At 44.5% G+C, this 20,495-nt stretch carries 30 protein-coding genes; 5 read left to right on the forward strand and 25 right to left on the reverse strand.

The annotated features are described in order from the left end of the window. Positions 1-8: 8 nt before the first annotated feature. The 19 genes from rpsE to rpsJ form a co-directional block, all read right to left on the reverse strand. Entirely contained in the window at positions 9-452 is a 444-nt protein-coding gene (gene rpsE, locus Q0218_RS09650; RefSeq protein ID WP_002943402.1) for a 30S ribosomal protein S5, read from the reverse strand. A gap of 11 nt (positions 453-463) precedes the next feature. After that, a complete protein-coding gene (gene rplR, locus Q0218_RS09655; RefSeq protein WP_295141345.1) occupies positions 464-820 on the reverse strand; it encodes a 50S ribosomal protein L18 in 357 nt (118 codons plus the stop codon). 10 nt (positions 821-830) lie between these two features. Then, positions 831-1,367 carry a 50S ribosomal protein L6 gene (gene rplF / locus Q0218_RS09660; protein WP_009494834.1) on the reverse strand — a complete coding sequence of 179 codons (537 nt, stop codon included), beginning with the start codon at positions 1,365-1,367 and terminating at the stop codon, positions 831-833. A gap of 567 nt (positions 1,368-1,934) precedes the next feature. Next, positions 1,935-2,330, reverse strand: coding sequence for a 30S ribosomal protein S8 (gene rpsH, locus Q0218_RS09665; RefSeq protein ID WP_002943159.1), 396 nt, complete (start codon positions 2,328-2,330; stop codon positions 1,935-1,937). A gap of 9 nt (positions 2,331-2,339) precedes the next feature. After that, on the reverse strand, positions 2,340-2,525 hold the full coding sequence (locus Q0218_RS09670) for a type Z 30S ribosomal protein S14 (protein WP_002941532.1): 186 nt from the start codon (positions 2,523-2,525) through the stop codon (positions 2,340-2,342). A gap of 1 nt (position 2,526) precedes the next feature. After that, complete coding sequence (gene rplE, locus Q0218_RS09675; RefSeq protein WP_002953670.1) at positions 2,527-3,072, reverse strand: 50S ribosomal protein L5; 546 nt, start codon at positions 3,070-3,072, stop codon at positions 2,527-2,529. A gap of 2 nt (positions 3,073-3,074) precedes the next feature. Beyond that, positions 3,075-3,311: a 50S ribosomal protein L24 gene (rplX, locus tag Q0218_RS09680; RefSeq protein WP_002943173.1), complete on the reverse strand. Its 237-nt coding sequence runs from the start codon at positions 3,309-3,311 to the stop codon at positions 3,075-3,077. Further along, positions 3,311-3,679, reverse strand: a complete 369-nt coding sequence (gene rplN / locus Q0218_RS09685; RefSeq protein WP_002947105.1) for a 50S ribosomal protein L14 — start codon at positions 3,677-3,679, stop codon at positions 3,311-3,313. Before rplN ends, rplX begins: the two co-directional genes overlap by 1 nt. After that, positions 3,679-3,930, reverse strand: a complete 252-nt coding sequence (gene rpsQ, locus Q0218_RS09690) for a 30S ribosomal protein S17 (protein ID WP_297969083.1) — start codon at positions 3,928-3,930, stop codon at positions 3,679-3,681. Before rpsQ ends, rplN begins: the two co-directional genes overlap by 1 nt. A gap of 10 nt (positions 3,931-3,940) precedes the next feature. Then, entirely contained in the window at positions 3,941-4,126 is a 186-nt protein-coding gene (gene rpmC, locus Q0218_RS09695; RefSeq protein WP_124851387.1) for a 50S ribosomal protein L29, read from the reverse strand. After that, on the reverse strand, positions 4,113-4,538 hold the full coding sequence (gene rplP, locus Q0218_RS09700) for a 50S ribosomal protein L16 (protein ID WP_002947109.1): 426 nt from the start codon (positions 4,536-4,538) through the stop codon (positions 4,113-4,115). The genes rpmC and rplP overlap by 14 nt, the downstream gene beginning before the upstream one ends. Positions 4,539-4,540: 2 nt before the next feature. Further along, the gene (gene rpsC / locus Q0218_RS09705; RefSeq protein WP_297969085.1) at positions 4,541-5,242 is read right to left on the reverse strand and encodes a 30S ribosomal protein S3; all 702 of its coding nucleotides are present in this window, start codon (positions 5,240-5,242) and stop codon (positions 4,541-4,543) included. A 1-nt stretch (position 5,243) separates the two neighbouring features. Further along, positions 5,244-5,576: a 50S ribosomal protein L22 gene (gene rplV, locus Q0218_RS09710; protein WP_002947114.1), complete on the reverse strand. Its 333-nt coding sequence runs from the start codon at positions 5,574-5,576 to the stop codon at positions 5,244-5,246. A gap of 9 nt (positions 5,577-5,585) precedes the next feature. After that, positions 5,586-5,867, reverse strand: a complete 282-nt coding sequence (gene rpsS, locus Q0218_RS09715) for a 30S ribosomal protein S19 (RefSeq protein WP_002947116.1) — start codon at positions 5,865-5,867, stop codon at positions 5,586-5,588. A gap of 2 nt (positions 5,868-5,869) precedes the next feature. Beyond that, positions 5,870-6,700: a 50S ribosomal protein L2 gene (gene rplB / locus Q0218_RS09720; protein WP_185898319.1), complete on the reverse strand. Its 831-nt coding sequence runs from the start codon at positions 6,698-6,700 to the stop codon at positions 5,870-5,872. A 1-nt stretch (position 6,701) separates the two neighbouring features. Beyond that, positions 6,702-6,983 (reverse strand): 50S ribosomal protein L23, encoded by a 282-nt coding sequence (locus Q0218_RS09725; RefSeq protein ID WP_297969087.1) that lies wholly within the window; start codon positions 6,981-6,983, stop codon positions 6,702-6,704. A 1-nt stretch (position 6,984) separates the two neighbouring features. Next, entirely contained in the window at positions 6,985-7,599 is a 615-nt protein-coding gene (rplD, locus tag Q0218_RS09730) for a 50S ribosomal protein L4 (RefSeq protein ID WP_297969089.1), read from the reverse strand. Continuing rightward, entirely contained in the window at positions 7,596-8,174 is a 579-nt protein-coding gene (gene rplC / locus Q0218_RS09735) for a 50S ribosomal protein L3 (protein WP_297969091.1), read from the reverse strand. The genes rplD and rplC overlap by 4 nt, the downstream gene beginning before the upstream one ends. Positions 8,175-8,188: 14 nt before the next feature. Next, a complete protein-coding gene (gene rpsJ, locus Q0218_RS09740; RefSeq protein WP_002947121.1) occupies positions 8,189-8,500 on the reverse strand; it encodes a 30S ribosomal protein S10 in 312 nt (103 codons plus the stop codon). Between the two features lie 392 nt (positions 8,501-8,892). On the opposite strand from rpsJ, the gene Q0218_RS09745 reads away from it, so the two are divergent. The 5 genes from Q0218_RS09745 (at position 8,893) to Q0218_RS09765 (ending at position 14,068) form a co-directional block, all read left to right on the forward strand. Continuing rightward, a complete protein-coding gene (locus Q0218_RS09745) occupies positions 8,893-9,987 on the forward strand; it encodes an ATP-binding protein (RefSeq protein WP_297969092.1) in 1,095 nt (364 codons plus the stop codon). A gap of 9 nt (positions 9,988-9,996) precedes the next feature. Beyond that, positions 9,997-10,878, forward strand: coding sequence for a hypothetical protein (locus Q0218_RS09750; RefSeq protein ID WP_297969094.1), 882 nt, complete (start codon positions 9,997-9,999; stop codon positions 10,876-10,878). Between the two features lie 66 nt (positions 10,879-10,944). Then, positions 10,945-11,445 carry a hypothetical protein gene (locus Q0218_RS09755; RefSeq protein ID WP_297969096.1) on the forward strand — a complete coding sequence of 167 codons (501 nt, stop codon included), beginning with the start codon at positions 10,945-10,947 and terminating at the stop codon, positions 11,443-11,445. 95 nt (positions 11,446-11,540) lie between these two features. Then, on the forward strand, positions 11,541-12,110 hold the full coding sequence (locus Q0218_RS09760) for a ribonuclease HII (protein ID WP_297969098.1): 570 nt from the start codon (positions 11,541-11,543) through the stop codon (positions 12,108-12,110). 980 nt (positions 12,111-13,090) lie between these two features. Then, positions 13,091-14,068, forward strand: coding sequence for a hypothetical protein (locus tag Q0218_RS09765; RefSeq protein WP_297969100.1), 978 nt, complete (start codon positions 13,091-13,093; stop codon positions 14,066-14,068). A gap of 506 nt (positions 14,069-14,574) precedes the next feature. Here the strand turns inward: Q0218_RS09765 and Q0218_RS09770 are convergent. The 6 genes from Q0218_RS09770 to Q0218_RS09795 all read right to left on the reverse strand — a co-directional run bounded on the left by Q0218_RS09770 (position 14,575) and on the right by Q0218_RS09795 (position 20,450). Then, positions 14,575-15,207, reverse strand: a complete 633-nt coding sequence (locus Q0218_RS09770) for a protein-L-isoaspartate(D-aspartate) O-methyltransferase (protein ID WP_297969102.1) — start codon at positions 15,205-15,207, stop codon at positions 14,575-14,577. After that, positions 15,204-15,974 carry a carbon-nitrogen hydrolase family protein gene (locus Q0218_RS09775; protein ID WP_297969104.1) on the reverse strand — a complete coding sequence of 257 codons (771 nt, stop codon included), beginning with the start codon at positions 15,972-15,974 and terminating at the stop codon, positions 15,204-15,206. Before Q0218_RS09775 ends, Q0218_RS09770 begins: the two co-directional genes overlap by 4 nt. Continuing rightward, entirely contained in the window at positions 15,961-16,983 is a 1,023-nt protein-coding gene (locus Q0218_RS09780) for a ribonucleotide-diphosphate reductase subunit beta (RefSeq protein WP_297969106.1), read from the reverse strand. The genes Q0218_RS09775 and Q0218_RS09780 overlap by 14 nt, the downstream gene beginning before the upstream one ends. Before the next feature lie 308 nt (positions 16,984-17,291). Continuing rightward, positions 17,292-17,702 (reverse strand): porphobilinogen deaminase, encoded by a 411-nt coding sequence (locus Q0218_RS09785; RefSeq protein WP_156318382.1) that lies wholly within the window; start codon positions 17,700-17,702, stop codon positions 17,292-17,294. A 407-nt stretch (positions 17,703-18,109) separates the two neighbouring features. Beyond that, positions 18,110-19,741: a flagellar hook-basal body complex protein gene (locus Q0218_RS09790; RefSeq protein WP_297969110.1), complete on the reverse strand. Its 1,632-nt coding sequence runs from the start codon at positions 19,739-19,741 to the stop codon at positions 18,110-18,112. Positions 19,742-19,745: 4 nt separating this feature from the next. After that, positions 19,746-20,450: a flagellar basal body rod modification protein gene (locus Q0218_RS09795; protein WP_297969112.1), complete on the reverse strand. Its 705-nt coding sequence runs from the start codon at positions 20,448-20,450 to the stop codon at positions 19,746-19,748. Between the last annotated feature and the right edge of the window lie 45 nt (positions 20,451-20,495).

A 20,495-nucleotide genomic window follows, 5' to 3' on the forward strand; every position in this document is an offset into this window, starting at 1 on the left:
TCTTCTCCTTAGCCTTTAAGCATGCTTAGCGCTTTTAAAGTAGCGCGAACGACGTTTGCCGAGTTGTTTGAGCCAAGCGATTTCGTTAGGATATCCTTGATGCCCGCAAGCTCTAAAATAGGACGAGCGCTACCGCCCGCGATCACGCCCGTACCTTCGCTAGCAGGGCGAAGCAAAACGCGGCTAGCGTTAAATTTAACCTCTACGTCGTGAGGTATAGTCGAGCCTTTTCTTTTTACCTCGATGATATTTTTAAACGCGTCGTCTACGGCTTTTCTCATAGCGTCCGGCACCTCTTTTGCTTTACCGAAGCCAAAGCCCACTAGGCCATTTCTGTTTCCTACTACGACAAGAGCCGTAAATCTAAATCTACGACCGCCTTTTACGACCTTTGTAACGCGGCCGATATCAACCATTACTTCTTCGAATTCTTCTCTGTTATATTTTTCCATAGCGATTTTCCTTATAGTTTGATACCGTTTTCACGTAATGCGTCTGCAAAAGCCGCTATAACGCCGTGATACAAATAGCCGTTTCTGTCGAATAATGCCGTTTCAATTTTTTTAGCTTTTAGAGTTTTTGCAAATTCTTTAGCCAAAGTTACGGCGCCTTCTTTGTTTGCTTTTACGCCTAGTTTTCTGCCGTCTGCCGCCGCTAGAGTTACGGCTGCTACGTCATCGATAGCTTGGACGTAAAGAGTTCTGTTTGACTTGAAGATAGAAATTCTAGGCAATACCGCAGTGCCGGAAATTTTGGCTCTGATTCTTCTTTTTCTCTTGATTCTAAGAGCGAGTTTTCTTTTTAATACATTTGCTGTCATTATCTATCCCTTACTTCTTAGATGTCTTACCGGCTTTGCGGATGATGCGCTCTTCTACGTATTTAACGCCTTTGCCCTTATACGGTTCAGGCGGTCTATAAGCCCTGACTTGAGCTGCGATCTGGCCTACCACTTGCTTATCGTCGCCTTTGATAGTTATGATGTTTTTCTCTACGCTGATTTCAACGCCTTTTGGCACTTCGTGATTTATCGGGTGAGAAAATCCTAAAGTAAGCTCAAGTACCTGGCCTTTAGCTGCGGCTTTGTAACCGACACCGTTGATCTCAAGCTGGCGAGTAAAGCCTTTTGTGATGCCGATGACGATATTGTTTGCAAGCGCTCTATAGGTGCCCCAGTAGGCTCTATCTTGTCTCTCGTCGCTCTTTGGAGAAAATACTATGTGAGCATCTTCGACTTTAACGTCTACGTGCCCTTTTGTGTCAAGCTCTTTTAAATGAGCGCCTTTTTTAAATTTAAGGACGTTGCCTTCTACGCTGACCTCTACTCCGCTTGGAATAGCTATCGGCTGTTTTCCTATACGTGACATTTTTTTCCTTTTTTACTTGTCTAGGGTATGTCTACTTTTACGAATGGATACCGCAATACCATAAAAATAGAAATGAATCGAAGCGATAAAAAACCGCTTCAAACACTTTAATTTTCTCGTCAAATTTGACTTGTTTTTTGGAGTTTTTTTCCAAAATTTAACGTCAAAATTTGACATCGTCGTTTTTAAATTTAGCTTTGCCAAATTCGGGTAAATTTACAAGTCGAGCTAAATTTGGAAAGCTTTTTAAATTTAAGCTTCCGTTTTTAAATTTTATAAATTTGACGGCAGAAGTCTTTCCTAAATTTTATAAATTAAGAAAACCTGCTGTGTCAAATTTTGTTTCAAAGATTCGAAAACGATGTCGCGGTTGCAAATACAACAAGCCTATCGCTTCAAACCTCATTCTAATGATGTCGAATTGACGTCTTGCTACAAAAACAAGCCTATCAATTCAAACTTCATTTCAAGGATGCAACAACGATGCCCCGCCGGAAATCCGGGAAGCCTATCGTTTAAGCTTCACTTCAATGATGCGAAAACGATGTCCCACATCGTTTTCGTTCATTACCACACAGAGCAGAGGATCTCTCCGCCTACGCCAGCTTTGTGAGCGTCTTCGTTACTCAAAACGCCTTTGCTGGTGCTAACAATGATCGTTCCGTAGCCGTTTTTAAATCTCTTGATCTCGTCTTTTCCCTTATAAACGCGGCGACCCGGGCTTGATACGCGCTTAAGCTCGTTAATCACGCTTCTGCCGTGCTCGTCGTATTTTAAAACTACGTTTATAAATTTCTTTTTATCTTCTTCTACGACGTTGTAGCTCTCGATATAGCCTTTAGCCGCAAGGATAGATAAAGTAGCCTCGACGACGTTTGAATGAAGAAGCTTCGTAGTCTCGAGTCTTCTCATTGCGGCGTTTCTAATGCGAGTTAGTCCGTCTGAAATTAAGTCGTTTAACATTTCTCTTCCTTACCAGCTTGCTTTTTTTAGACCCGGGATTAGTCCCTCATTAGCCATTTTTCTTAGGCATACGCGGCAAATTCCAAAATCTTTATAAACCGAATGCGGACGTCCGCAAATTTGGCATCTCGTATAGCCGCGAACCGCAAATTTAGGCTTTCTGGCAGCCTTTGCTATCATTGATTTTTTCGCCATATTACTTTCCTTTCGCAAACGGCAAACCAAATAGCTCAAGCAATTTGAATGCCTCTTTGTCGCTGTTTGTCGTCGTGACTATAACTATATTCATACCGTGAGTGCGTAAAATCTTATCGTACTCAACCTCTGGGAACATTAGCTGTTCGTCAAGGCCGAAGTTGTAGTTTCCGCGTCCGTCAAAACCGTCTTTTGGAAGACCTCTAAAGTCCTTAACTCTCGGTAGCGCGATAGAGATTAGCTTGTCTAAAAACGCAAACATATTCTCTTTTCTAAGCGTTACTTTTACGCCGACAGGGAACCCCTCGCGCACTTTAAAGCCCGCAACCGATTTTTTAGCATCGGTAACAACAGCTTTTTGTCCGGCGATTAGCGAAATAGTATCGGCGATGTTTTGAAGTTGCTTTTGATCTTTAGCCGATTCGCCAGCACCTACGCTTATCACGATCTTTTCGATCGCAGGGATTAGCATAGGATTTTTGATGTCGAATTCTTTAGCCAAAGCAGGCTTTACGACCTCGTTATATTTAGCTTTTAATCTATTCATTTTCAGCCCTCAACTTTTGCAACGTTTGAGATATCAATAGGCATCTCTTTATTGATAAAGCCGCCGTTTGGGGTCTTTTCGCTAGGTTTTATAGCTTTTTTAGCTACCTTGCAGCCCTCGACGATGACTTGTCCTTTTTTGGCTAGGACGGATAAAATTTTACCTGTTTTACCTTTGTCGTCGCCTGCGATGATCTTAACGGTATCGCCTTTTTTTACTTTAAATTTAACGTTAGCCATTATAACACCTCCGGAGCAAGCGAAACGATTTTCATAAAGTTAGCGTATCTAACCTCACGGCCGACCGGTCCAAAGATACGAGTACCGATAGGCTCGCGTTTGTTATCTAGGATGACGGCTGCGTTTTCGTCGAAGCGGATTAGCGAGCCGTTATCTCTTTGAACCTCTTTTTTAGTTCTAACGACGACTGCTTTTACCACTTGACCTTTTTTGATCTTACCGTTTGGAAGCGCCTTTTTAACCGAGCAGATGATAACGTCGCCAAGCGTCGCGTATCTTCTCTTGCTACCGCCCAAAACTTTAATACACATTAGCTCTTTCGCACCGCTATTGTCGGCGACCGTAAGCCTCGTAAAAGATTGTATCATTACTCAACCCCCGTCGCTAAAATAGTCTTTAAGCGGAAAGATTTTCTCGCGCTTAGCGGTCTGCATTCGACAGCTACGACCGTATCGCCCGCTTTAGTTTCGTTCTTTTCGTCGTGAATCATATATTTTTTAAAGCGTTTTACGAATTTGTGGTATCTTGGGTGCATAACGCGTCTCTCAACCAAAATCGTAGCCGTCTTATCGCCGGCCTTTTGTAAAACGACACCTTGAATTTCTCTTTTTAATGCCATTTCTCACCCCTTACTTTGAAGCGCTAATTGCAGTGTTGATTTGCGCTATTTCCTTGCGGACGGCGCGAATCTCGTTAGGGTTGCTTAGCTGCATGGTTTTTAGCTTTTGTCTTAAAGTAAATAAAAGCACCTTTTTCTCTTTCAATAACGCGTTAAGTTCTGCAACGCTCTTGTCTTTAATATCAGTATATTTCATTTTCACTCTCTCGCGTTACGATTTTAGTCTTAAACGGAAGTTTGTGGATGGCTAGAGTTAGAGCTTCGCGCGCTAATTCCTCATCTACGCCCGCCATTTCGACTATTATACGACCCGGTTTTATATTCATAACCCACTCTTCGACTCCGGCTTTACCTTTACCCATACGAGTTTGTAGAGGTTTTTTGGTTAGCGGCTTATCCGGGAAAACTCTGATCCAAGTTTTAGCCTGGCGTTTTACGTGGCGGGTTAGAGCCACACGAGCCGCTTCGATCTGGCGCGAATTTACGCGGCCCGCTTCTACGGCTTTTATTCCGATCTCGCCCATAGCAAGATCAGCGCCGCGAGTAGCTTTACCGCGGTTTCTGCCTTTCATCTGTTTGCGAAATTTAGTTCGTTTTGGCATCAACATGATTATTTACCTCTTCTTGCTCTGCGCGGTTTTCTATCGGCTTTTTCTTCTTCGTTCTTTTCAGGTTGAACGCCTTTTTGAAGAACCTCGCCTTTAAATATCCACACTTTTATACCTATGTTTCCATAAGTCGTATGCGCTTCGGCAACGCCGTAATCGATCTTAGCTCTTAGAGTGTGAAGCGGAACGCGACCCTCTAAGTACCACTCGGTTCTAGCGATCTCAGCGCCGCCAAGACGTCCTGCAACTGAAATTTTGATACCTTTAGCGCCTGATTTTTGAGCGCCTTGGATAACTTTTTTCATCGCGCGTCTAAACGCAACGCGTTTTTCAAGTTGCATTGCTACGTTTTCCGCAGCTAGCTGAGCCGAAGCTTGAGCTTTTCTTTCTTCTTTGATATTTACGTTTACTTCTTTGTTGATCAGCTTTTGGATATCCTCTTTAAGCTTCTCTACGTCAGAGCCCTTTTTGCCGATGATAATACCAGGGCGAGCTGCTACGACGGTTACGCGAATTTTCTTAGCGGTTCTCTCGATCAAAATTTGAGAAACGCCCGCGTAGTAAAGTTTCTTTTTCAAGAAAGTGCGAATTTTGTAGTCTTCGCCGATATTTTCAGCCAAAGTTCCTTTAGCAGGAAACCATCTTGACTCCCAGTTGCGGTTTATTCCTAGTCTTAGACCTATCGGATTTACTTTCTGACCCATATTACGCTTCCTTCTTTTCAGGTTTAGATACTTCTACTAAGATATGAGAAGTCGGTTTGCGGATTCTGCTTGCGCTTCCTCTCGCTCGCGGTCTAAATCTTTTTAATACTGGGCCCGCATCCACGCGGCAGCTTGTTACGATAACCTCTTCAGGCTCGAATCCGCCGTTAGCTACAGCAGAGCTGATAGCCGTAGCGATAAATTTGGCGCCGCGGTTTGGCATAAAGCTAAGGCTAGCTAGCGCAAATTCTGCGTTCATGCCCTGTACTTCTCTTGCGATTAGTCTAGCTTTAGTCGGAGATAATCTTACGAATTTAATAATTGATTTGCTCATCTTATCCCCTTACTTACCGATTTTCTTTTGCACTGAGCCTTTGTGACCCTTAAATGTGCGCGTAGGAGCAAATTCGCCTAGTTTATATCCGATGTGGTTTTCCGTAACGTATACTGGAATGAAGCTCTTGCCGTTGTGAACGTTAAACGTTAGGCCTATCATTTCAGGCACTATCGTGCTGCGTCTAGACCATGTTTTTATCGGCTTGTTGTCGTTGGCTTTTTTAGCGGCAACGACTTTTTTCATTACATGCTCATCGACAAAAGGTCCTTTTTTGAGTGATCTTGCCATCTCTATTTACCTTTCCTTCTTGAAATTATAAGCTTATCGCTAGCCTTCTTGCGGCGAGTCTTAGCACCTTTAGTCGGTTTGCCCCATGGAGTAACAGGATGACGGCCTGAGTTTTTCTTGCCCTCACCACCGCCGTGCGGGTGATCTACCGGGTTCATCGCAGAACCGCGAGTTTGAGGACGGATACCTCTGTGGCGATTACGTCCGGCTTTACCGATAGTTACGTTCGCCCAATCTTCGTTACCTACTACGCCGATGCTAGCCATGCACTCTGCGAGCACTTGTCTCATTTCGCCACTTGGCAAGCGAAGCATTACGTATTTTTCCTCTTTACCCATTAGCTGAGCATAACCGCCGGCTGAACGAGCCATCTGAGCGCCCTTACCTGGTTTTAGCTCCACGTTGTGTACGATAGTACCAACCGGGATATTTCTTAGTTTCATCGCGTTGCCGGGTTTTATATCCAGGCCCGCCTCGGCTGCTGCTACGACATCGCCGACGTTGAGTCCGTTTGGTCTGATGATATAGCGTTTCTCGCCGTCTTTATAAGCGATAAGTGCGATGCGGCAGTTTCTGTTCGGATCGTACTCAATAGCTTCGACCTTGCCTTCGATACCGAATTTGCGGCGTTTAAAGTCGATGATTCTATAAAGTTTCTTCGCTCCGCCTTCTTTATGTCTAGAAGTTATTCTTCCGTTATTATTTCTACCGCCGCTTACGGGGATCTTTACAAGCAAGCTTCTCACGCTAGGTTTAGCGGTGATATCTTCGCTTGATAAGCCCGTCATAAATCTGCGGCTAGGTGTATAAGGTTTATAGGTTTTTATCGCCATCTTACGCCTCCGTGTTTTCTAGGCTTGAGCCTTCAGGCAACTTAACGTAAAATTTCTTTATCTCGCTTCGTTGTCCTTCTCTTCCTTTGAAACGCTTAACTTTTCCGTCGATTCTAAGCGAATTTACGCGAAGCGGCGTTACTCCAAAATACTCTTTCAAAATTTCTTTCAGCCTGTTTTTAGTCATCTTAGGCGAAGTTTGTATGACGACCACGCCTTGCTCTTGAAGACCGAGAGTTTTTTCCGTATATAAAATCGTTTTGATATCAGTTATATCTGCCATTTCAGCCCTCTTTTATTATAGATTCAAGTGCGGCCTTCTCGATAACGACGGCACCGTAAGTCGCCACTAAGTAAGCGTTTATCTCGCTCGCATCGATTAGATAGCAGTTTGATAAATTTCTAAACGCCAATAGCGTGTTGTCGTCAAGCAGATCTTTTACGACCAAAGCGTCTCTCAAATTTAACGCGCTGATTACTTTAGCAGCGTCTTTAGTCTTACCGCTTGCGATCTCTATGCTATCTACCGCGAAAATTTTACCCGCGTTAGCTTTTTCGTTTAGCGCGAACTCAAGCGCCAATCTTTTTTGCTTTTTATTGACCTTTTGGAAATAGTTTCGCTCGTTACTCGGACCAAACGCCACTGCGCCGCCTACCCAGACGTTAGTTCTGGTTGAGCCTGCTCTAGCGCCGCCGCGACCTTTTTGTCTCCACGGTTTTTTACCGCCACCGCTCACTTCAGATCGACCCTTTGTATGAGCCGAATTTGAACGCATACCGGACAAATAAGACTTAACGTAAAGATATAGGTTGTGCGGGTTGATCTGGGCGTAATTAGCTGGTAGATCAAGCTCGCTAGCTTTTTGTAATTTTTCGTTTAATACGCAAACTTTACTCATTTTACTATCCTTATTCTGCCCATTGCGCCGTTATAGCCAGCGACGCTGCCTTTTAAAACCAAAATTCCGTTTTCGGCGTCAAAGCTTACGATCTCGTTTTTAACGGTAACTTTTTCGTTTCCGGCGTGTCCGGCCATTTTCATACCAGGCTGAACGCGTCCCGGCCACTCGCGGTTACCGATAGAGCCGTGTCTTTTGTGGAAGCGAGAACCGTGACTTTTCGGACCGCCCGCAAAGCCGTGTCTTTTTACGACGCCTTGATAGCCTTTACCTTTTGAGCTGAAGCTAACTTTTAAAATTTTAGCCGAGCTAAGCGGACTAATATCAAGATCGCCGGCTTCTTTATTGGCGACTTGTAGGGTTGCGAATTTATTAAATTCAGCCGTTAGTCCATATTTTTTTTGCTGACCCTCTATGGCTTTATTTTTTGCTTTACCTTTAGCATAAGCTACTATAGCGCAGCCGCATTCGCTCACTTCGCAAACTTTAGCGTTTACGACCTTTAGAAGCGTAACGGGGATGCTTGGGTTGTTTACCGTTCTGCTCATGCCTATTTTTTCTACGATATATTCCATCTTTCACCTCGCCTTTATTTGCCCATCGCGCGGACTTCGACGTTAACCTCAGGGGCTAAGTCAAGCTTTGTTAGCGAGTCGACGGTATCGGGCGTAGCCGCTACGATATCTAGCATTCTAGCGTGAATTCTCATTTCAAACTGCTCGCGTGAGTCTTTGTTGATGTGTGGTGATTTTAAGACCGTGTAGCGTTTGATCTTCGTAGGCATCGGCACCGGACCTCTGACGTCGGCGCCCGTTCGTTTGACAGCTTCTACTATGGCTGCAACTGTGCGGTCGAGAACTCTATGGTCATAAGCTTTAAGCTTAAGCCTGATTCTTTCCATTTTCTTTCCTTTGAATAGAACTTGTCGCAAACATACGACACTTCTTACTTATGTAAGAGACTCGGATTTTATCCAAATGGCTTTTTAAAGTCAATATTTTGAGCGAATTTAGTAAAATTTAATAGATTTATTTCCTTTTTATAAGGAAGCTTTTGTAAATTTGGCTGAAAATTTGAAGCGAAATATTTAAATTTGATTTGGGATAAATTTGAGCAGGTTTATCTGGGTACAAATTTGGTTCGGATAAAATTTGCCCGCATTTTTATCATTCAAATTTAACGCATTTTCTTTTAAATTTGAGTAATCTTTGATCGTTTTTCGGCATTAAATTTTAATTATCTTCCTCTTTATAAGGAAACTTCGCTATAATTTTCCAAATTTAAAGGCTAAAAATGCAAACTCTAAACGCGCTTTATCAAAGCCCGCCGAAAAACCTCAAATTTATAAATAGAAAATTTGAGATCACCGCACCCAAAACGCTGATAAAAGGCGGAATAGGAAGCGGTAAAACCTCGCTGATCGCGGGATTTTTGTCGGCATCTGAGAGCAAAGAGTTTTTGTACGTAAATTTAGGCGACCTTCGCATAGACGCGGATGAAATTTTGTCAAATTTGCCCGAGTTTTTACGCCAAAATCCGCAGATAAAAGCTCTAGCGATCGATGATTTCGAGCAGAGATTTTGGGATAAATTTGAGCCGATTTTAGAGCTAAATTTGCAAAATTTTATCGTTGCTTCTGGGTTTAAAGACGCAAATTTAAACGGCTTTAGCGAGCTAAATTTGGATTTTTTAGACTACGAGGAGTTTATCGCTTTTTTTTCTAAAAAGATCGATCCCGAGACGCTTTTTAGCCACTTTTTACTTCACGGTAGGAGCCCCGCGTCGGCCTTTTGCGACGCCGAAACCGTTGCGGCAAATCTACAAACCGTGCTAAAATCCTCACTCTCCGCCACGCAGCTGGCCGTACTAAAAGAGTGTGCGAAAGCTCAGTCACAAAACGTGAGCGTTTTTGAGATTTTTAGCACGCTAAAATCCATCCGCAAAATCTCAAAAGATAGCGTTTACGGCGCGCTTAGCGATCTGGAAAACATGAGCGCGGTTAGCCTAGTGGAAAAATTTAACGAGCCAAACGCCGCGAAGAGGCTTTATTTTAATGACTTTGCGTTTAAAAGTGCGCTAAACCTAAAAAAGGACTTCGCTAAAAATTTTAATAATACGGTTTTTTGCGAGCTGGCCAAATTTAACGAGCAGATTTTTTACACTAAAGAGCTTGATTTTTTCCTGCCAAAAAGGAAACTTGCTATCATTTGCTCGCCGTTTAGCGATGCGGATTTGGTCTTTTTAAAATTTAAAAAACTGCACGCAAATTTAAAAAATTTAGGTATAAATAGGCTACAAGCAATCAGCGTGGCGAACTCCGGCGAGACGAGCATAGAGGGCATAAAATGCGAGGTGGCGCCGTTTTCGCGCTGGGCGCTGGGCATATAAGGAGAGGTTATGAGAGCGGTTGCGGCGATATTTTTAGCCTGCGTTTTGGCGCTAGGATATGAGATCAGACACGAAAATGAGGGCAAAATTTATAAATTTGCAGGCGAGGCGGACGGGAGCAAATTTGAGCTCTACATCAGCGAACTTGAGGCCGAGTTTGAAAATTTTAGCGACAAAGGCGCCATTTTACCGCCTAAATTTCAGGGTCACGCCTTTTTTGAGGGCGCTAGATACGACTTCAGTAAAGGCAACATCGAAAAATCGGGTGCCGCTATAACGGCCGTAAGCGCGGTCGCCGAGTGGCTAAATCTAAGCGTGAAAGCGGATAACGGCAAACTAACGGGCAAGCTAGCGATCAGAGGCAAGGCGCGAAAAGCCGTGCTAAAACTGGTCGCGAGCTATGATTTTGCCGCGCTCGGACTGCAAGAGATCGGGCAAGACGGGGCGCGATTTGAGGCTGTCGTAAGCGACTTTTACGCGCCTAAATTAGCGCAAAATAACAAAAAATCTCTCGCCGAAAAACTTGCAAATTTTAAAACAATATGGCTCAAAGACCCCTCAAAAAACGCCGCAAACGCGCTAAATAACCTCGAGTATCAAAACAGCAAAATAAGAAGCGTCTGCGAACTCGGCGGCGGCGGGAAAATCTGCAAAACCGTCTGGCTAAAAAACCTAAAAAAGATAAATTTGAGCGACGTTTTTAAGGATTTAAACGACGCAAATTTGACTGCGATCTTCGCAAAAGAAAAGATAACTCCGAGCGAAAATTTTACGCTCTCGCCAAGCGGGATTACGTTTTTTGACGGTACGACCGGTGGCAAAAGTGGCAAAATCTCGCTGTCGCTTGAGCTCATAAAAGAGCATTTAAAGCAAAATTTCGGGCTGTTTTAGGCAAATTTATCTATTGTCTTAGTATAATTTTATGGAAATATCTCAATCATTATCAAGGAGTAATTTATGGGCGCAAAAGTTATTATAGCTCTCCACGGGATAGCTAATTGCGGAAAATCTAGCGTTATCAAGGAGATTGATAAGATAATACAACAAACATATAGAATAGCAGTAAATGAGCGTACAAGACAAAAATTTCGAGATTCAAATGAGACTAGAGATATTTTTAAAATCTATGAATTGACTCATAATAAAAAGAAACTAAAAATAGGAATAGAAAGCCAGGGCGATCCTAATTCTAGATTATTTGAAAGTTTACCGTTTTTTAAAGAAATAGGGTGCGATATAATCATTTGCGCCACTAGAAGCAAAGGAGAGACTTGTAGGCTAGTTGCGGATCTCGATTACGAAATTTTTTGGGTACAACAAAATTGTATAGTAACCAAAAATATTAAAACAGACATTTCAGATAGCCTTTTAACAGATCTTATATATAAAAAACAAGACAAAATGATTGAACTAGTAAAATATATTTTTGACAATATTGTAAATCAATTAACGAAATAGACCTTTAATTAACGGTTTATTATGGCTAATATATACGATTATACGGCAAAATATTACCGTACTTTTAGGTATTTTTATAGACTACATTAAACAAAATGTTAAAAGGCAAGTTAAACCCCCAACTCTGCGGTATCGACGAGGCGGGACGCGGCGCGCTGGCTGGGCCTTTGGCGGTAGCCGCATGCGTTCTAAAGCGCGAGATATCGGGACTAAATGACTCAAAAAAACTAACGGCGAAGCGGCGCGAGGAGCTGTTTAAAGAGATCGCGGGAAGCTCGGAATTTCTCATCGCGTATTTTTCAAACGAGCAAATCGACCGGCTAGGCCTTAGTGAGTGTCTTAGGCGCGCGCTGCGGCTATTTAAGGCGCATTTTGCGGACTGCGAGTTGCTCTACGACGGCAACGTAAACTACGGCACGGGCGTAAAAACCATGGTCGGAGCCGACGGTAAAGTCGCGCAGGTAAGCGCAGCCAGCATCCTAGCCAAGGTAAGCCGCGACGCGCTGATGCGGGCGTGGGACGGCGTTTACGAGGGATATGGCTTTGCCGCGCACAAAGGCTACGGCACGAAAGCCCACCTGAGCGCGATCGCCACGCGCGGATACTGCGATATCCACCGCAAAAGCTTCGCGATAAAAGCAAGGCAAAATTCGCTTTTTGATTAAAATTTAACGCTTAGGCGCAAATTTTCGTAAGATTTTAGCTACTTCCGCCTAGGCTTGCGGGTCAATTTTTTGCGTTTATACGTAGCTTTGTTGGACACTCGCGCAAATTTACGCTACGCTTTTCCTCCGTTTGCCGCGCACGGCGTTTTTAAATTTTCGGGCGTCGCAGGCAAAACATCGTTTTTAAATTCGCCCCGCGCTTGCCGTTTGCAAGCTCAGGCATCGCCGCGATTTGGCAGCAAGACACAAGTACGATTTTTAAATTTAATAAGCTTTTTAACAAGACGCCGTCGCAGAATGGTTTTTAAACAAGCGGGGTGATTTTAAACAAACCGCAGCCGCTTTACAAAATTTGCCGCCAAATAATCTACGAAAAAGATTTCCGCCCTCTACTACGCGCAAACGGATAAATGCGGCAAAACCCTACCGCCTAGCACGGCACGCGAGCAGCCTTGCGGCGCCTACGATTTAGCCGCATAAATATTTTGTCAGATCAAAACCCGTAAATTTAAAACTCGGCCGCCCTTAGCCTTATTAAAGCAGCTCTACCGCCAAATTTAGCGTCTTTGGCCGCATGCGGTTGATTTGTCTAGCTCTAGTCTAACGCAACAAAAACTCGTCAAAAACCAGCAAAGCATAGCGGCGGGCAAGTAAAAAACTAGCGTACCTTACCGAAACACCAAGCTACCGACGACGGCAAAAACCGGTTTTGGTCTTTGCCTAAGCCGCGTATCGCCGAATCCATATTATTTACTCGCATATAAAATAAGCCGCTCAAATGCGATTTTCAGCCTAAAAACGCTAAATTTACGCCGGTTGCGAGCATTATCGTTTAGCGGGCAAGTTAAAAATATCTTTACGGCAAATTTTGCCCTTTTAACGCAAGATGCTCAAAATTAAGCGATTTTTAAGTATAAGGCTTGTTTAAATCCATTTAAAAGCCGAAAAAACGACTAAAAAATAGATACGAAGGAAAGTGAATGCAACAAAATCTAAACGAAAAATACATTAAATTTTTGAGCGACGATGAGGAAAAGTCAAAAATCCTAGCAAGCGCGCTAAACGTCCCTCAAGCCGAATTTGGCACGGTTTGGAGCTGGTTTTTGCTGCTTTTACAAAGTCAAAGCAAGCTAGATGTTTTTGGCGACGACGTCATCAATGATCTGGCCTCGCGGCTAGAAACTCTCGCCGCAAGCCTTAGCCAAAGCACGCAAAATTTCGTTTTAGCCAAGCTTATTTACTACAACAACATTATTCAAAGCGGGTATTTGGATTCTGCGGTTTGCGGAATCATGAGTAAATTTTTATACGACGAGATAGAGCGGCGCATATCGGAAGCTAACTTTTGCCTTGCCGAATTTACGGCGCTTACGCGGTACTTAAAGCACAATTTTTATGTCTCTCCAAACGGCTATTTGCTGGAAAACGCCCTAAAAATCGAAAAACAAAATAAAATTTTCGCGCGCGCGGACGGGGACGCAAAGCTAGAAATCATACAAAATTTGCTTTGCATCATCGACGACAAGGAGTTTCACCACGATATAGCCGTATTTAAAAAGCTAGCCTGCGAGGTAAAAGACGGCGACGAAAGGGGTGTGCGGCTGTTTAAAAACTTTATCCCCAAAAATCGCCAAGGCTGCTATCTAGTCGTAAATAAAGTCCTAAACGCCGCGTGTTTTAAGGGTAAATTTGGCCTAAGCGTCAAGGCTCTAAAATGGCTAGATAGCGCGCGGGGCGCGGCTGCGCCAAGCGGCTGGCAAAATAAATTTAACGAGTTAAAAGGCGAGCTGGGCAAAGAGGCGTTGGCCGCGGTCGCAGCCGAGATTTTACGGCTGGAGTCGCTTACGTATCATGATTTTGCTATATCTAGCTGGAGTGACGACGTCGTGAAACGCTTCGTAAAATCTGCCGAGTGGATACTCCAAATCGCGGGCAAGCAGCAACTGCGCACTTTCTAAGCGCAGCCAAATTTAGGCGGTTTCGTTAAATTTAGCAGACGGCGGCACGCTGATTTATTTTAGCCCGTTTAGCCTTTAAACCAAGCTTACGTGAGAAAAGACTGCTAAATTTGCTTTTTGTAAATAGCACGTATTCTAAAATAATGCGCCCTAAAAATCAAATCAAAAAACGTAGACGGGGCAAGGAACGCTAACGGCGCCGCGACCAAAAATAGCGCAAAATTTAGCGACGAGGGCGAGCGATTTAGGCGCTAAAATATAAATTTACGAGCAAGATACGGTTTGCTTTCGGATAAATTCGCATAATACCTCAAAGGCCTCATATAAAAGCGATTTTCTTACATTCTTGTTTTTTAAGTACCAAGCAGTCTAGCCAAGATGCCTTTTGCGAGTTACCTCGGTTAGATTATGTTTGTTTCGCTATTATGGTTTAAAGCTTTACAGACTAGCGAAATTTGCGCCGCAGACTTTAAATGCGAAAAAGGCGTCAAATTTGACGCTCCGCCCTACTCTATCCCGCCCAAAAGCGGCACGAAAAGGCACTCGTCAAGGGCTTTTTGCGTTATCTCGCCGCTAGAGTCTTTTGTAAATTTGACGATAAACTGCTTGCCGTTTTTTTCGATAGGAGCTACTAAAATGCCGCCGTTTTTTAGCTGGTTAAAAAGCGTCTGCGGCACATGCTGCGCCGCTGCTGAAAGCAAAATGCGGTCGTATGGCGCGTAGCTTTTCCAGCCGACGTTTCCGTCGTCGAATCTCACGTGGACGTTGCGTATTTCAAGCGCTTCGAAGCGTTTTTTAGCCTCGGTTGCTAGCTTTTCGATACGCTCGACGCTAAAAACCCTGTGCGCCAAACGTGACAAAATCGCCGCCTGATAACCGCTGCCGCAGCCGATCTCTAGGGCGTTATCGATGCCTTCGGCCTCAAGCGCTAGCGTCATCTTAGCTACCGTTAGAGGTGAGCTGATCCATTGATTGCCGCCGATGGGCTGAGCGTCTAGGCTGTATGCGCGGTGCGCGACTGGAGCGAATATCTCGCGCGGAGTGTTGCAAAGAGCCTTATAAAGCGGGGGCGTCAGAATGAGTATATCGCTAATCTCATCGGCCATAGCAACGCATTTTGATTTTTCAAGAGCGGTCATAAAAGCCCCAAATTTCGTTTGGTTTCAAGGATTAGGCTTGGGTCGAATTTAGCCTCTTTTGCAAATTCGCCGTTTGGCAAAAACACGCATGAAAACTCCAAATCAAGCGAGCTTGCGGCTACGACGTAGCAGCTATTAGCAAGCGCTAGAGCCTTGCAAAGAGTAAAATACGCATCATCGCGCGCCTTGCCCCACATCGCGGGCGCCAAAATGATATCGCAGCCCTTTAGCTGTGCCCAAAGCTTGGAAAATCTAAGCTCAAAGCAAATTAAAACGCCGATTTTTAGCCCTTTAAAATCAAACGGCTTTATCGTCCCGTCGTCTCCGGCGACAAAAATTTCATGCTCTAAATTTGGCTGAAAAAGCTTTGATTTATTTTGCGTATAAAAGACGTTTTGGCTGTTTAGCAGGATAAATTCGTTGTAAATTTCGTTTTTTTGCGTCTGCGTGATTGAAATTTGCGCGAGTCCTTTGGCGCGGTTTAGGCTCGTTAGATGCGTGAGTCCGAGGAATTTATCGGGACTTAGCGCTTCTTGGATCGCTTCAAAAAGTATAGCATCAAAGCTGCCGATCGAGCCGCCGAGCATTGCTCGGTTCGCCCCGCTAAAAAATCCGTCGAAATCATATCCGCTAACGCACAGCTCGCTAGCTAGGATGATCGAATTTTCGGGCGCGGCGGCGATTTTTTCGAGCAACTCGTCTTGACGCTGGGAGCAAGAGGGCGCCGTTAGGACGATGGGGTATAAATTCGGACTAAAAGTCGTCAAAACTGATGCTTCCTTTGCTGTAGTTTGTTACCTTCGCCTCGAAAAAGTTACTCTTTTGGTCGTTAAATTTAGCAAAATCATCGACCCATTTTATCGGGTGAGCGACGTTGTAGCGGCGTTTTAGCCCGATGGCGACTAGGCGCTGATCGATGAGGTAGCGGATGTATTGCTCGATGATGTCGTCGGTAAAGCCCATGATCTGGTTTTGCGTGATGTATTTGCCCCATTTGATCTCAAGTTCGCCCGCGCGCTCGAACATGTCGTAAATTTTAGCTTCCGTCTCAGGCGTGAAAAGATCGGGACGCTCGGTGCGGACGCTGTTTATCATGTTTTGAAATAGCAGCAGATGCGTGATCTCGTCGCGCTGGATAAAGCGGATCATCTGCGCGCTGCCTAGCATCTTGCCCGCACGCGCCAGAGCATAAATCGCCGTAAAACCGCTGTAAAAATAAATACCCTCTAAAATTTGATTTGCTACCATCGCAAGAAGTAGCTTTTCGTCCGTTACTTCGCCCGCTAGCTCCTCGTAAACGCTTGATATGTAGTCGTTTTTCTCGCGCAAAACCTCGTCATGCTTTTCCATCTCGTAGATCAGGTCGGTGTTGTCGCAGATGGCCTCGACCATGACGGCGTAGGACTTGGAGTGGTTGGCCTCCTCGTAGGCTTGGCGCGCTAGGCAGGCGTTGATCTCGGGCGCGGTGATGTACGGGTTGATGTTGTCGGCTAGGTTGTTGGTCTGGAAGCTATCCATCGAGATCAGCTGACTCCAGACGAGGTCGTACATGCGCTTTTCGGCCTGAGTTAGGTTGTAGGCGTAGTCGCGTACGTCGTCGGTGGTATCGACCTCTTTTGGAAACCACGTGTTAGCCTCCATCAGATCCCAGAGTTTGAGTGCCCATTGGTATTTGGCTTTGGTGAAATTTAAGATGCCGTGTGGATTGCCGTTAAATACGCGGCGATCGGTCAAATTTTCGTTGGAGCTTGGGTTGTAGATGCGTTTTCGGTTCATGATTTTTTTCTTTATTGATAAATTTTTGGGGCTGATTTTAGCTAAAAATTTATTTAGATATCTTGAAACAAGCCATTAAATTTAAGTTTATTTAAATTTAATGGCTTTTAAATTTAACCCTCAAATTTGTAGCCATAGCGATAGAATCACGCACGCACACGGAGCTAAAATAGGCTAAATTCGAGCTTCATAAAGATGCTTTGCAGGTTTGTGAAATTTAACGGCATCAAATTTACCGATTAAATTTTGTACTAAGCTCATAGTATTTAGCATAGCACGGTGCCGTTTTGCTTTTCGCGCCGCTAAATTTAGCCTTTGGTTTGTATCGCTACAACGCCGCAACGATATAGTCCCGCCTGCGCCGTGAGCTTAAAAAAACCGTATTTCGAAACTTGTAAAAGCTTGTCGTAAACCTGCGTAGCTTTGCCGAAATCACCGTTTTTCTCAAACTCGTAGGCCTTATTTAGTATTGCGTTTAGCTCCTCATATCGCCTTTCATCCTCTTCATTTTCTCTTTTAAAATCACGCTTTACCTGCGGCATACTTTCATAAAATATCTCTCTAGCTTTCCAAATTTCCAGTATCGCAGAGGCAATTTTCGCGACGATAGCTTTACTATCCTTTACCTCACTTTTTAGCTCTTGCACTTCTGCGACCGCACTTTGTAGTCGCTCCAAACTCTCGCCTATGCATAGATCGAAATGTTCTAACGATGCCATAAATAAAATCCTACCATTACCAAATTACTCCATATTCCAGATGGCATGTTCGCATACAATTAAAGAAAGGAAAGCCCTGATTAAACGGATCGTTACCGAGAAACCTCATGCATCTACTCATGCATCTCTCATATATAATCTTTTCATCATCTTTAGATGATGTAGTTTTGGTATCCTCAGTCAATCCCGTAGTTATAACAAAAAATAAAAACATAAGTGCATATGTACTTTTCTTCATAATTATATCCTTAATAAATAATCAGTATCGTTACTGTATTATAATGTTACTTAAGATACGCTTAAGCCATAATCTATAATTTGTACCGTAGTTTAAAAAATAGATAACTAGGATGTTGGCTTTAAGAAACAAATAGTTCGCATATGAGTATAGCAAAATTTAACCCTGTTTAGCGCTTTAGTTCGATTGCGCGCTGGAGCATTTCGTTGCTGGTCGTGATGCTCTTAGCGTTAGCGTCATAAGCCTTTTGCGTGACGATGACCTCCGTTAGCGCCTGGGCTAGATCGACGTTTGACTGCTCTAGCGTGCTACTAGCCAGTTTGGCGCCGTAGATACTTTTGCCGCCCGCGTCTTTGTAGAAAAAGGCAGCGCCGGAATTCGCGCTTTGCGAATAGATATTGTCGCCCATTTTTGCAAGGCCTTGCTCGTTTTGGAAGTGGTAGAGCGCGACTTTGCCGACGGAGCGAACCTCTCCGTTAGTAAATTTAGCCAGGATGTTTCCCGAGTCGTTGGTGTAATAATCTTTTAAAATTCCTTCACGCACGCCGTCTTGAGCGATCGTGATACTTTTTGCTTGCGACGTACTGGTAATGCCCGAGTAAATTTGACCCGCGGCCGCAGGAGTGCCGAAGTCTAGCTCGACTTGCGAGCCGTTATTATCTAAAGCACCCAAAGTAGAGCTAACAAGCCTACCTTCGTGGTCGAAATTTAACTCTCCGTTAGCGTTTGAGATCGTTGCGCCGCTCGCGTCTTTTACGGTTGCCGCCGCTTCCCAAACCGTACCGTTAGCGCCCTGGGGGACGCGTTTTGTTAGCGTTAGCTCTAGAGTATTTTTCGTACCGTCCGCATTTAAAAGCTCGGTCACGAATTTTTCCCGATTTGCCGCTTCTTTGGTCGTATTTATCTTAGCGGTCAAATTCGGCGCCGTCGTTAGATCAAAATCCCTCTCAAAACTCCTGCTTATGCTCCAGTTGCCGTTTTCATCGATCGGAGCGCTAAATTCAGCCGTTTTGCCGTTTGCGTCGGTTGCCGTTACTGTAACCATATCGCCTTTTCTAGGGCGAGTTATCGCAGCGCCAGGTGTAACTCGTCCGCGTAAATTTATAGTTCTAGAAACATTATCTATGTTGCTCGTATAGGTTGCGGCATCTACTGGCAAAGTAGCGGGCTCGGTTTTAAAAGACGAGTCGAGATTGCCCTTAAAAGTCACCTTTGACGTCGGTTTAGTCGGCAGATACAAAAACTCTGGCAAGCGAATCTTGCCCTGAGAGCCGATGTCGCCGACGTCAAGGTCGGTCGTATCCGCGCCTAGCGTATAGGCCTGCGTGACGGCGGCTCGTCCGTTTACTCTACCGAAAGCCTCTATCGCGCCCTGACTAGGAGTGACCTGCGTTAGCGTATTTTGCGTACCTAGGACGTAGTTCCCTTGATTTGTTACGAGATATCTTTCTTTATCGACGCCAAAGCTACCGGCGCGCGTATAGTAGGTGCCCGAGCCGTTCGTTACGCCAAAAAACCCCTTGCCTCCGATCGCCATATCTAGGACGTTGTCGGTTTTCATAAACGGGCCTTGCTTGTAAAAGCTAAGCGCCGTCGTCATGCCAGTAGCGCCGAGGCCAATTTGGTCTTGGGTCGGGTTGTTGCCCGCAGCAAAGGAGGTTTGGTAAAAAATACTCTTAAATTCAGGTATCGAAGCGGTAAAGCCGACGTTATTTATGTTGGCGATATTGTTCGCCCACACGTCCATACTAAACCCCTGGGTTCTGACGCCGCTAACGCCGTTATACAGGCTTCTTACCATCGTCCTATCCTTTTTTCGGCTCGGTAAATTCTTTTACTTTGTCGATGCTGACGTATTGCCCGCCGACCTTTACCTGCGCGATACCGTCGATAAATTTGACGCCCTCTACGAGATAGTTGCCTACGCCGCCGTTTTTGACGTTGCTCGCTGCATCGGTGTAGCTGATCTCGACTGTGTATGAGCCGGCTCTAGCATCGTTGCCCGCGCTATCCTTGCCGTCCCACTCGAAGGTATTGGCTCCGGCGCTAGCTTGGCCGAATTCTAGCTTTCTTACGAGTTTGCCGGTGCCGTCTTTGATATTTATCGTACCGCCTTTTGCCGCGCTTTCTAAAAATCCCGCAAATTTGACGCCCGAGCCTTCTTCTTTTACAACGCCGCTGTCGCCGATTTTAGCCATCTTGCCTAGCACTCCGACGGCGTACATATTGGTGCTATTTTTTAGCTGATCGGCTAGCTTTTGCATCATTTTGTTCGTATTTTCTTGCATTTCAAGCGAAGCTAGCTGGCTGGTTTGAGTTAGCATTTTCTCCGTATCCATCGGACTTGTCGGGTCTTGATACTGAAGCTCGGTTAAAAGAAGTTTCATAAAAGCGTCCTTATCTAGCTGGGCGTTTGGGTTGGTGCCTGCGGCCTTTTGTAGGGCGTCCGCCGATTTTTTAGCAGCTTGGTTGTTTACCGTGAAGTTATTGGTTTCTAGTCCGTTTGCCATCTTTTATCCTTTAAATTTTTATATCTCAAGCAAATTTGATTCCAA

Source organism: uncultured Campylobacter sp. (assembly GCF_938039245.1).
Taxonomy (GTDB): Bacteria; Campylobacterota; Campylobacteria; order Campylobacterales; family Campylobacteraceae; genus Campylobacter_A.

Excerpts from the sequence above, each read along its gene's own strand:
- rplF (WP_009494834.1), bottom strand. The coding sequence starts at position 1,367 with ATGTCACGTATAGGAAAACAGCCGATAGCTATTCCAAGCGGAGTAGAG.
- rpsS (WP_002947116.1), bottom strand. The coding sequence starts at position 5,867 with ATGGCAAGATCACTCAAAAAAGGACCTTTTGTCGATGAGCATGTAATG.
- rpsH (WP_002943159.1), bottom strand. The coding sequence starts at position 2,330 with ATGTTAAACGACTTAATTTCAGACGGACTAACTCGCATTAGAAACGCC.
- Q0218_RS09745 (WP_297969092.1), top strand. The coding sequence starts at position 8,893 with ATGCAAACTCTAAACGCGCTTTATCAAAGCCCGCCGAAAAACCTCAAA.
- rplC (WP_297969091.1), bottom strand. The coding sequence starts at position 8,174 with ATGGAATATATCGTAGAAAAAATAGGCATGAGCAGAACGGTAAACAAC.
- rplV (WP_002947114.1), bottom strand. The coding sequence starts at position 5,576 with ATGAGCAAATCAATTATTAAATTCGTAAGATTATCTCCGACTAAAGCT.
- rpmC (WP_124851387.1), bottom strand. The coding sequence starts at position 4,126 with ATGAAATATACTGATATTAAAGACAAGAGCGTTGCAGAACTTAACGCG.
- rplB (WP_185898319.1), bottom strand. The coding sequence starts at position 6,700 with ATGGCGATAAAAACCTATAAACCTTATACACCTAGCCGCAGATTTATG.
- Q0218_RS09750 (WP_297969094.1), top strand. The coding sequence starts at position 9,997 with ATGAGAGCGGTTGCGGCGATATTTTTAGCCTGCGTTTTGGCGCTAGGA.
- Q0218_RS09725 (WP_297969087.1), bottom strand. The coding sequence starts at position 6,983 with ATGGCAGATATAACTGATATCAAAACGATTTTATATACGGAAAAAACT.
- rplX (WP_002943173.1), bottom strand. The coding sequence starts at position 3,311 with ATGGCTAACGTTAAATTTAAAGTAAAAAAAGGCGATACCGTTAAGATC.
- Q0218_RS09755 (WP_297969096.1), top strand. The coding sequence starts at position 10,945 with ATGGGCGCAAAAGTTATTATAGCTCTCCACGGGATAGCTAATTGCGGA.
- rplP (WP_002947109.1), bottom strand. The coding sequence starts at position 4,538 with ATGTTGATGCCAAAACGAACTAAATTTCGCAAACAGATGAAAGGCAGA.
- Q0218_RS09795 (WP_297969112.1), bottom strand. The coding sequence starts at position 20,450 with ATGGCAAACGGACTAGAAACCAATAACTTCACGGTAAACAACCAAGCT.
- rpsQ (WP_297969083.1), bottom strand. The coding sequence starts at position 3,930 with ATGGCATTAAAAAGAGAAATTCAAGGTGTCGTTTTACAAAAGGCCGGC.
- rplD (WP_297969089.1), bottom strand. The coding sequence starts at position 7,599 with ATGAGTAAAGTTTGCGTATTAAACGAAAAATTACAAAAAGCTAGCGAG.
- Q0218_RS09670 (WP_002941532.1), bottom strand. The coding sequence starts at position 2,525 with ATGGCGAAAAAATCAATGATAGCAAAGGCTGCCAGAAAGCCTAAATTT.
- Q0218_RS09785 (WP_156318382.1), bottom strand. The coding sequence starts at position 17,702 with ATGGCATCGTTAGAACATTTCGATCTATGCATAGGCGAGAGTTTGGAG.
- rplN (WP_002947105.1), bottom strand. The coding sequence starts at position 3,679 with ATGATACAATCTTTTACGAGGCTTACGGTCGCCGACAATAGCGGTGCG.
- rplR (WP_295141345.1), bottom strand. The coding sequence starts at position 820 with ATGACAGCAAATGTATTAAAAAGAAAACTCGCTCTTAGAATCAAGAGA.
- rpsJ (WP_002947121.1), bottom strand. The coding sequence starts at position 8,500 with ATGGAAAGAATCAGGCTTAAGCTTAAAGCTTATGACCATAGAGTTCTC.
- Q0218_RS09760 (WP_297969098.1), top strand. The coding sequence starts at position 11,541 with ATGTTAAAAGGCAAGTTAAACCCCCAACTCTGCGGTATCGACGAGGCG.
- Q0218_RS09790 (WP_297969110.1), bottom strand. The coding sequence starts at position 19,741 with ATGGTAAGAAGCCTGTATAACGGCGTTAGCGGCGTCAGAACCCAGGGG.
- rpsC (WP_297969085.1), bottom strand. The coding sequence starts at position 5,242 with ATGGGTCAGAAAGTAAATCCGATAGGTCTAAGACTAGGAATAAACCGC.
- Q0218_RS09765 (WP_297969100.1), top strand. The coding sequence starts at position 13,091 with ATGCAACAAAATCTAAACGAAAAATACATTAAATTTTTGAGCGACGAT.
- Q0218_RS09780 (WP_297969106.1), bottom strand. The coding sequence starts at position 16,983 with ATGAACCGAAAACGCATCTACAACCCAAGCTCCAACGAAAATTTGACC.
- rplE (WP_002953670.1), bottom strand. The coding sequence starts at position 3,072 with ATGAATAGATTAAAAGCTAAATATAACGAGGTCGTAAAGCCTGCTTTG.
- Q0218_RS09770 (WP_297969102.1), bottom strand. The coding sequence starts at position 15,207 with ATGACCGCTCTTGAAAAATCAAAATGCGTTGCTATGGCCGATGAGATT.
- rpsE (WP_002943402.1), bottom strand. The coding sequence starts at position 452 with ATGGAAAAATATAACAGAGAAGAATTCGAAGAAGTAATGGTTGATATC.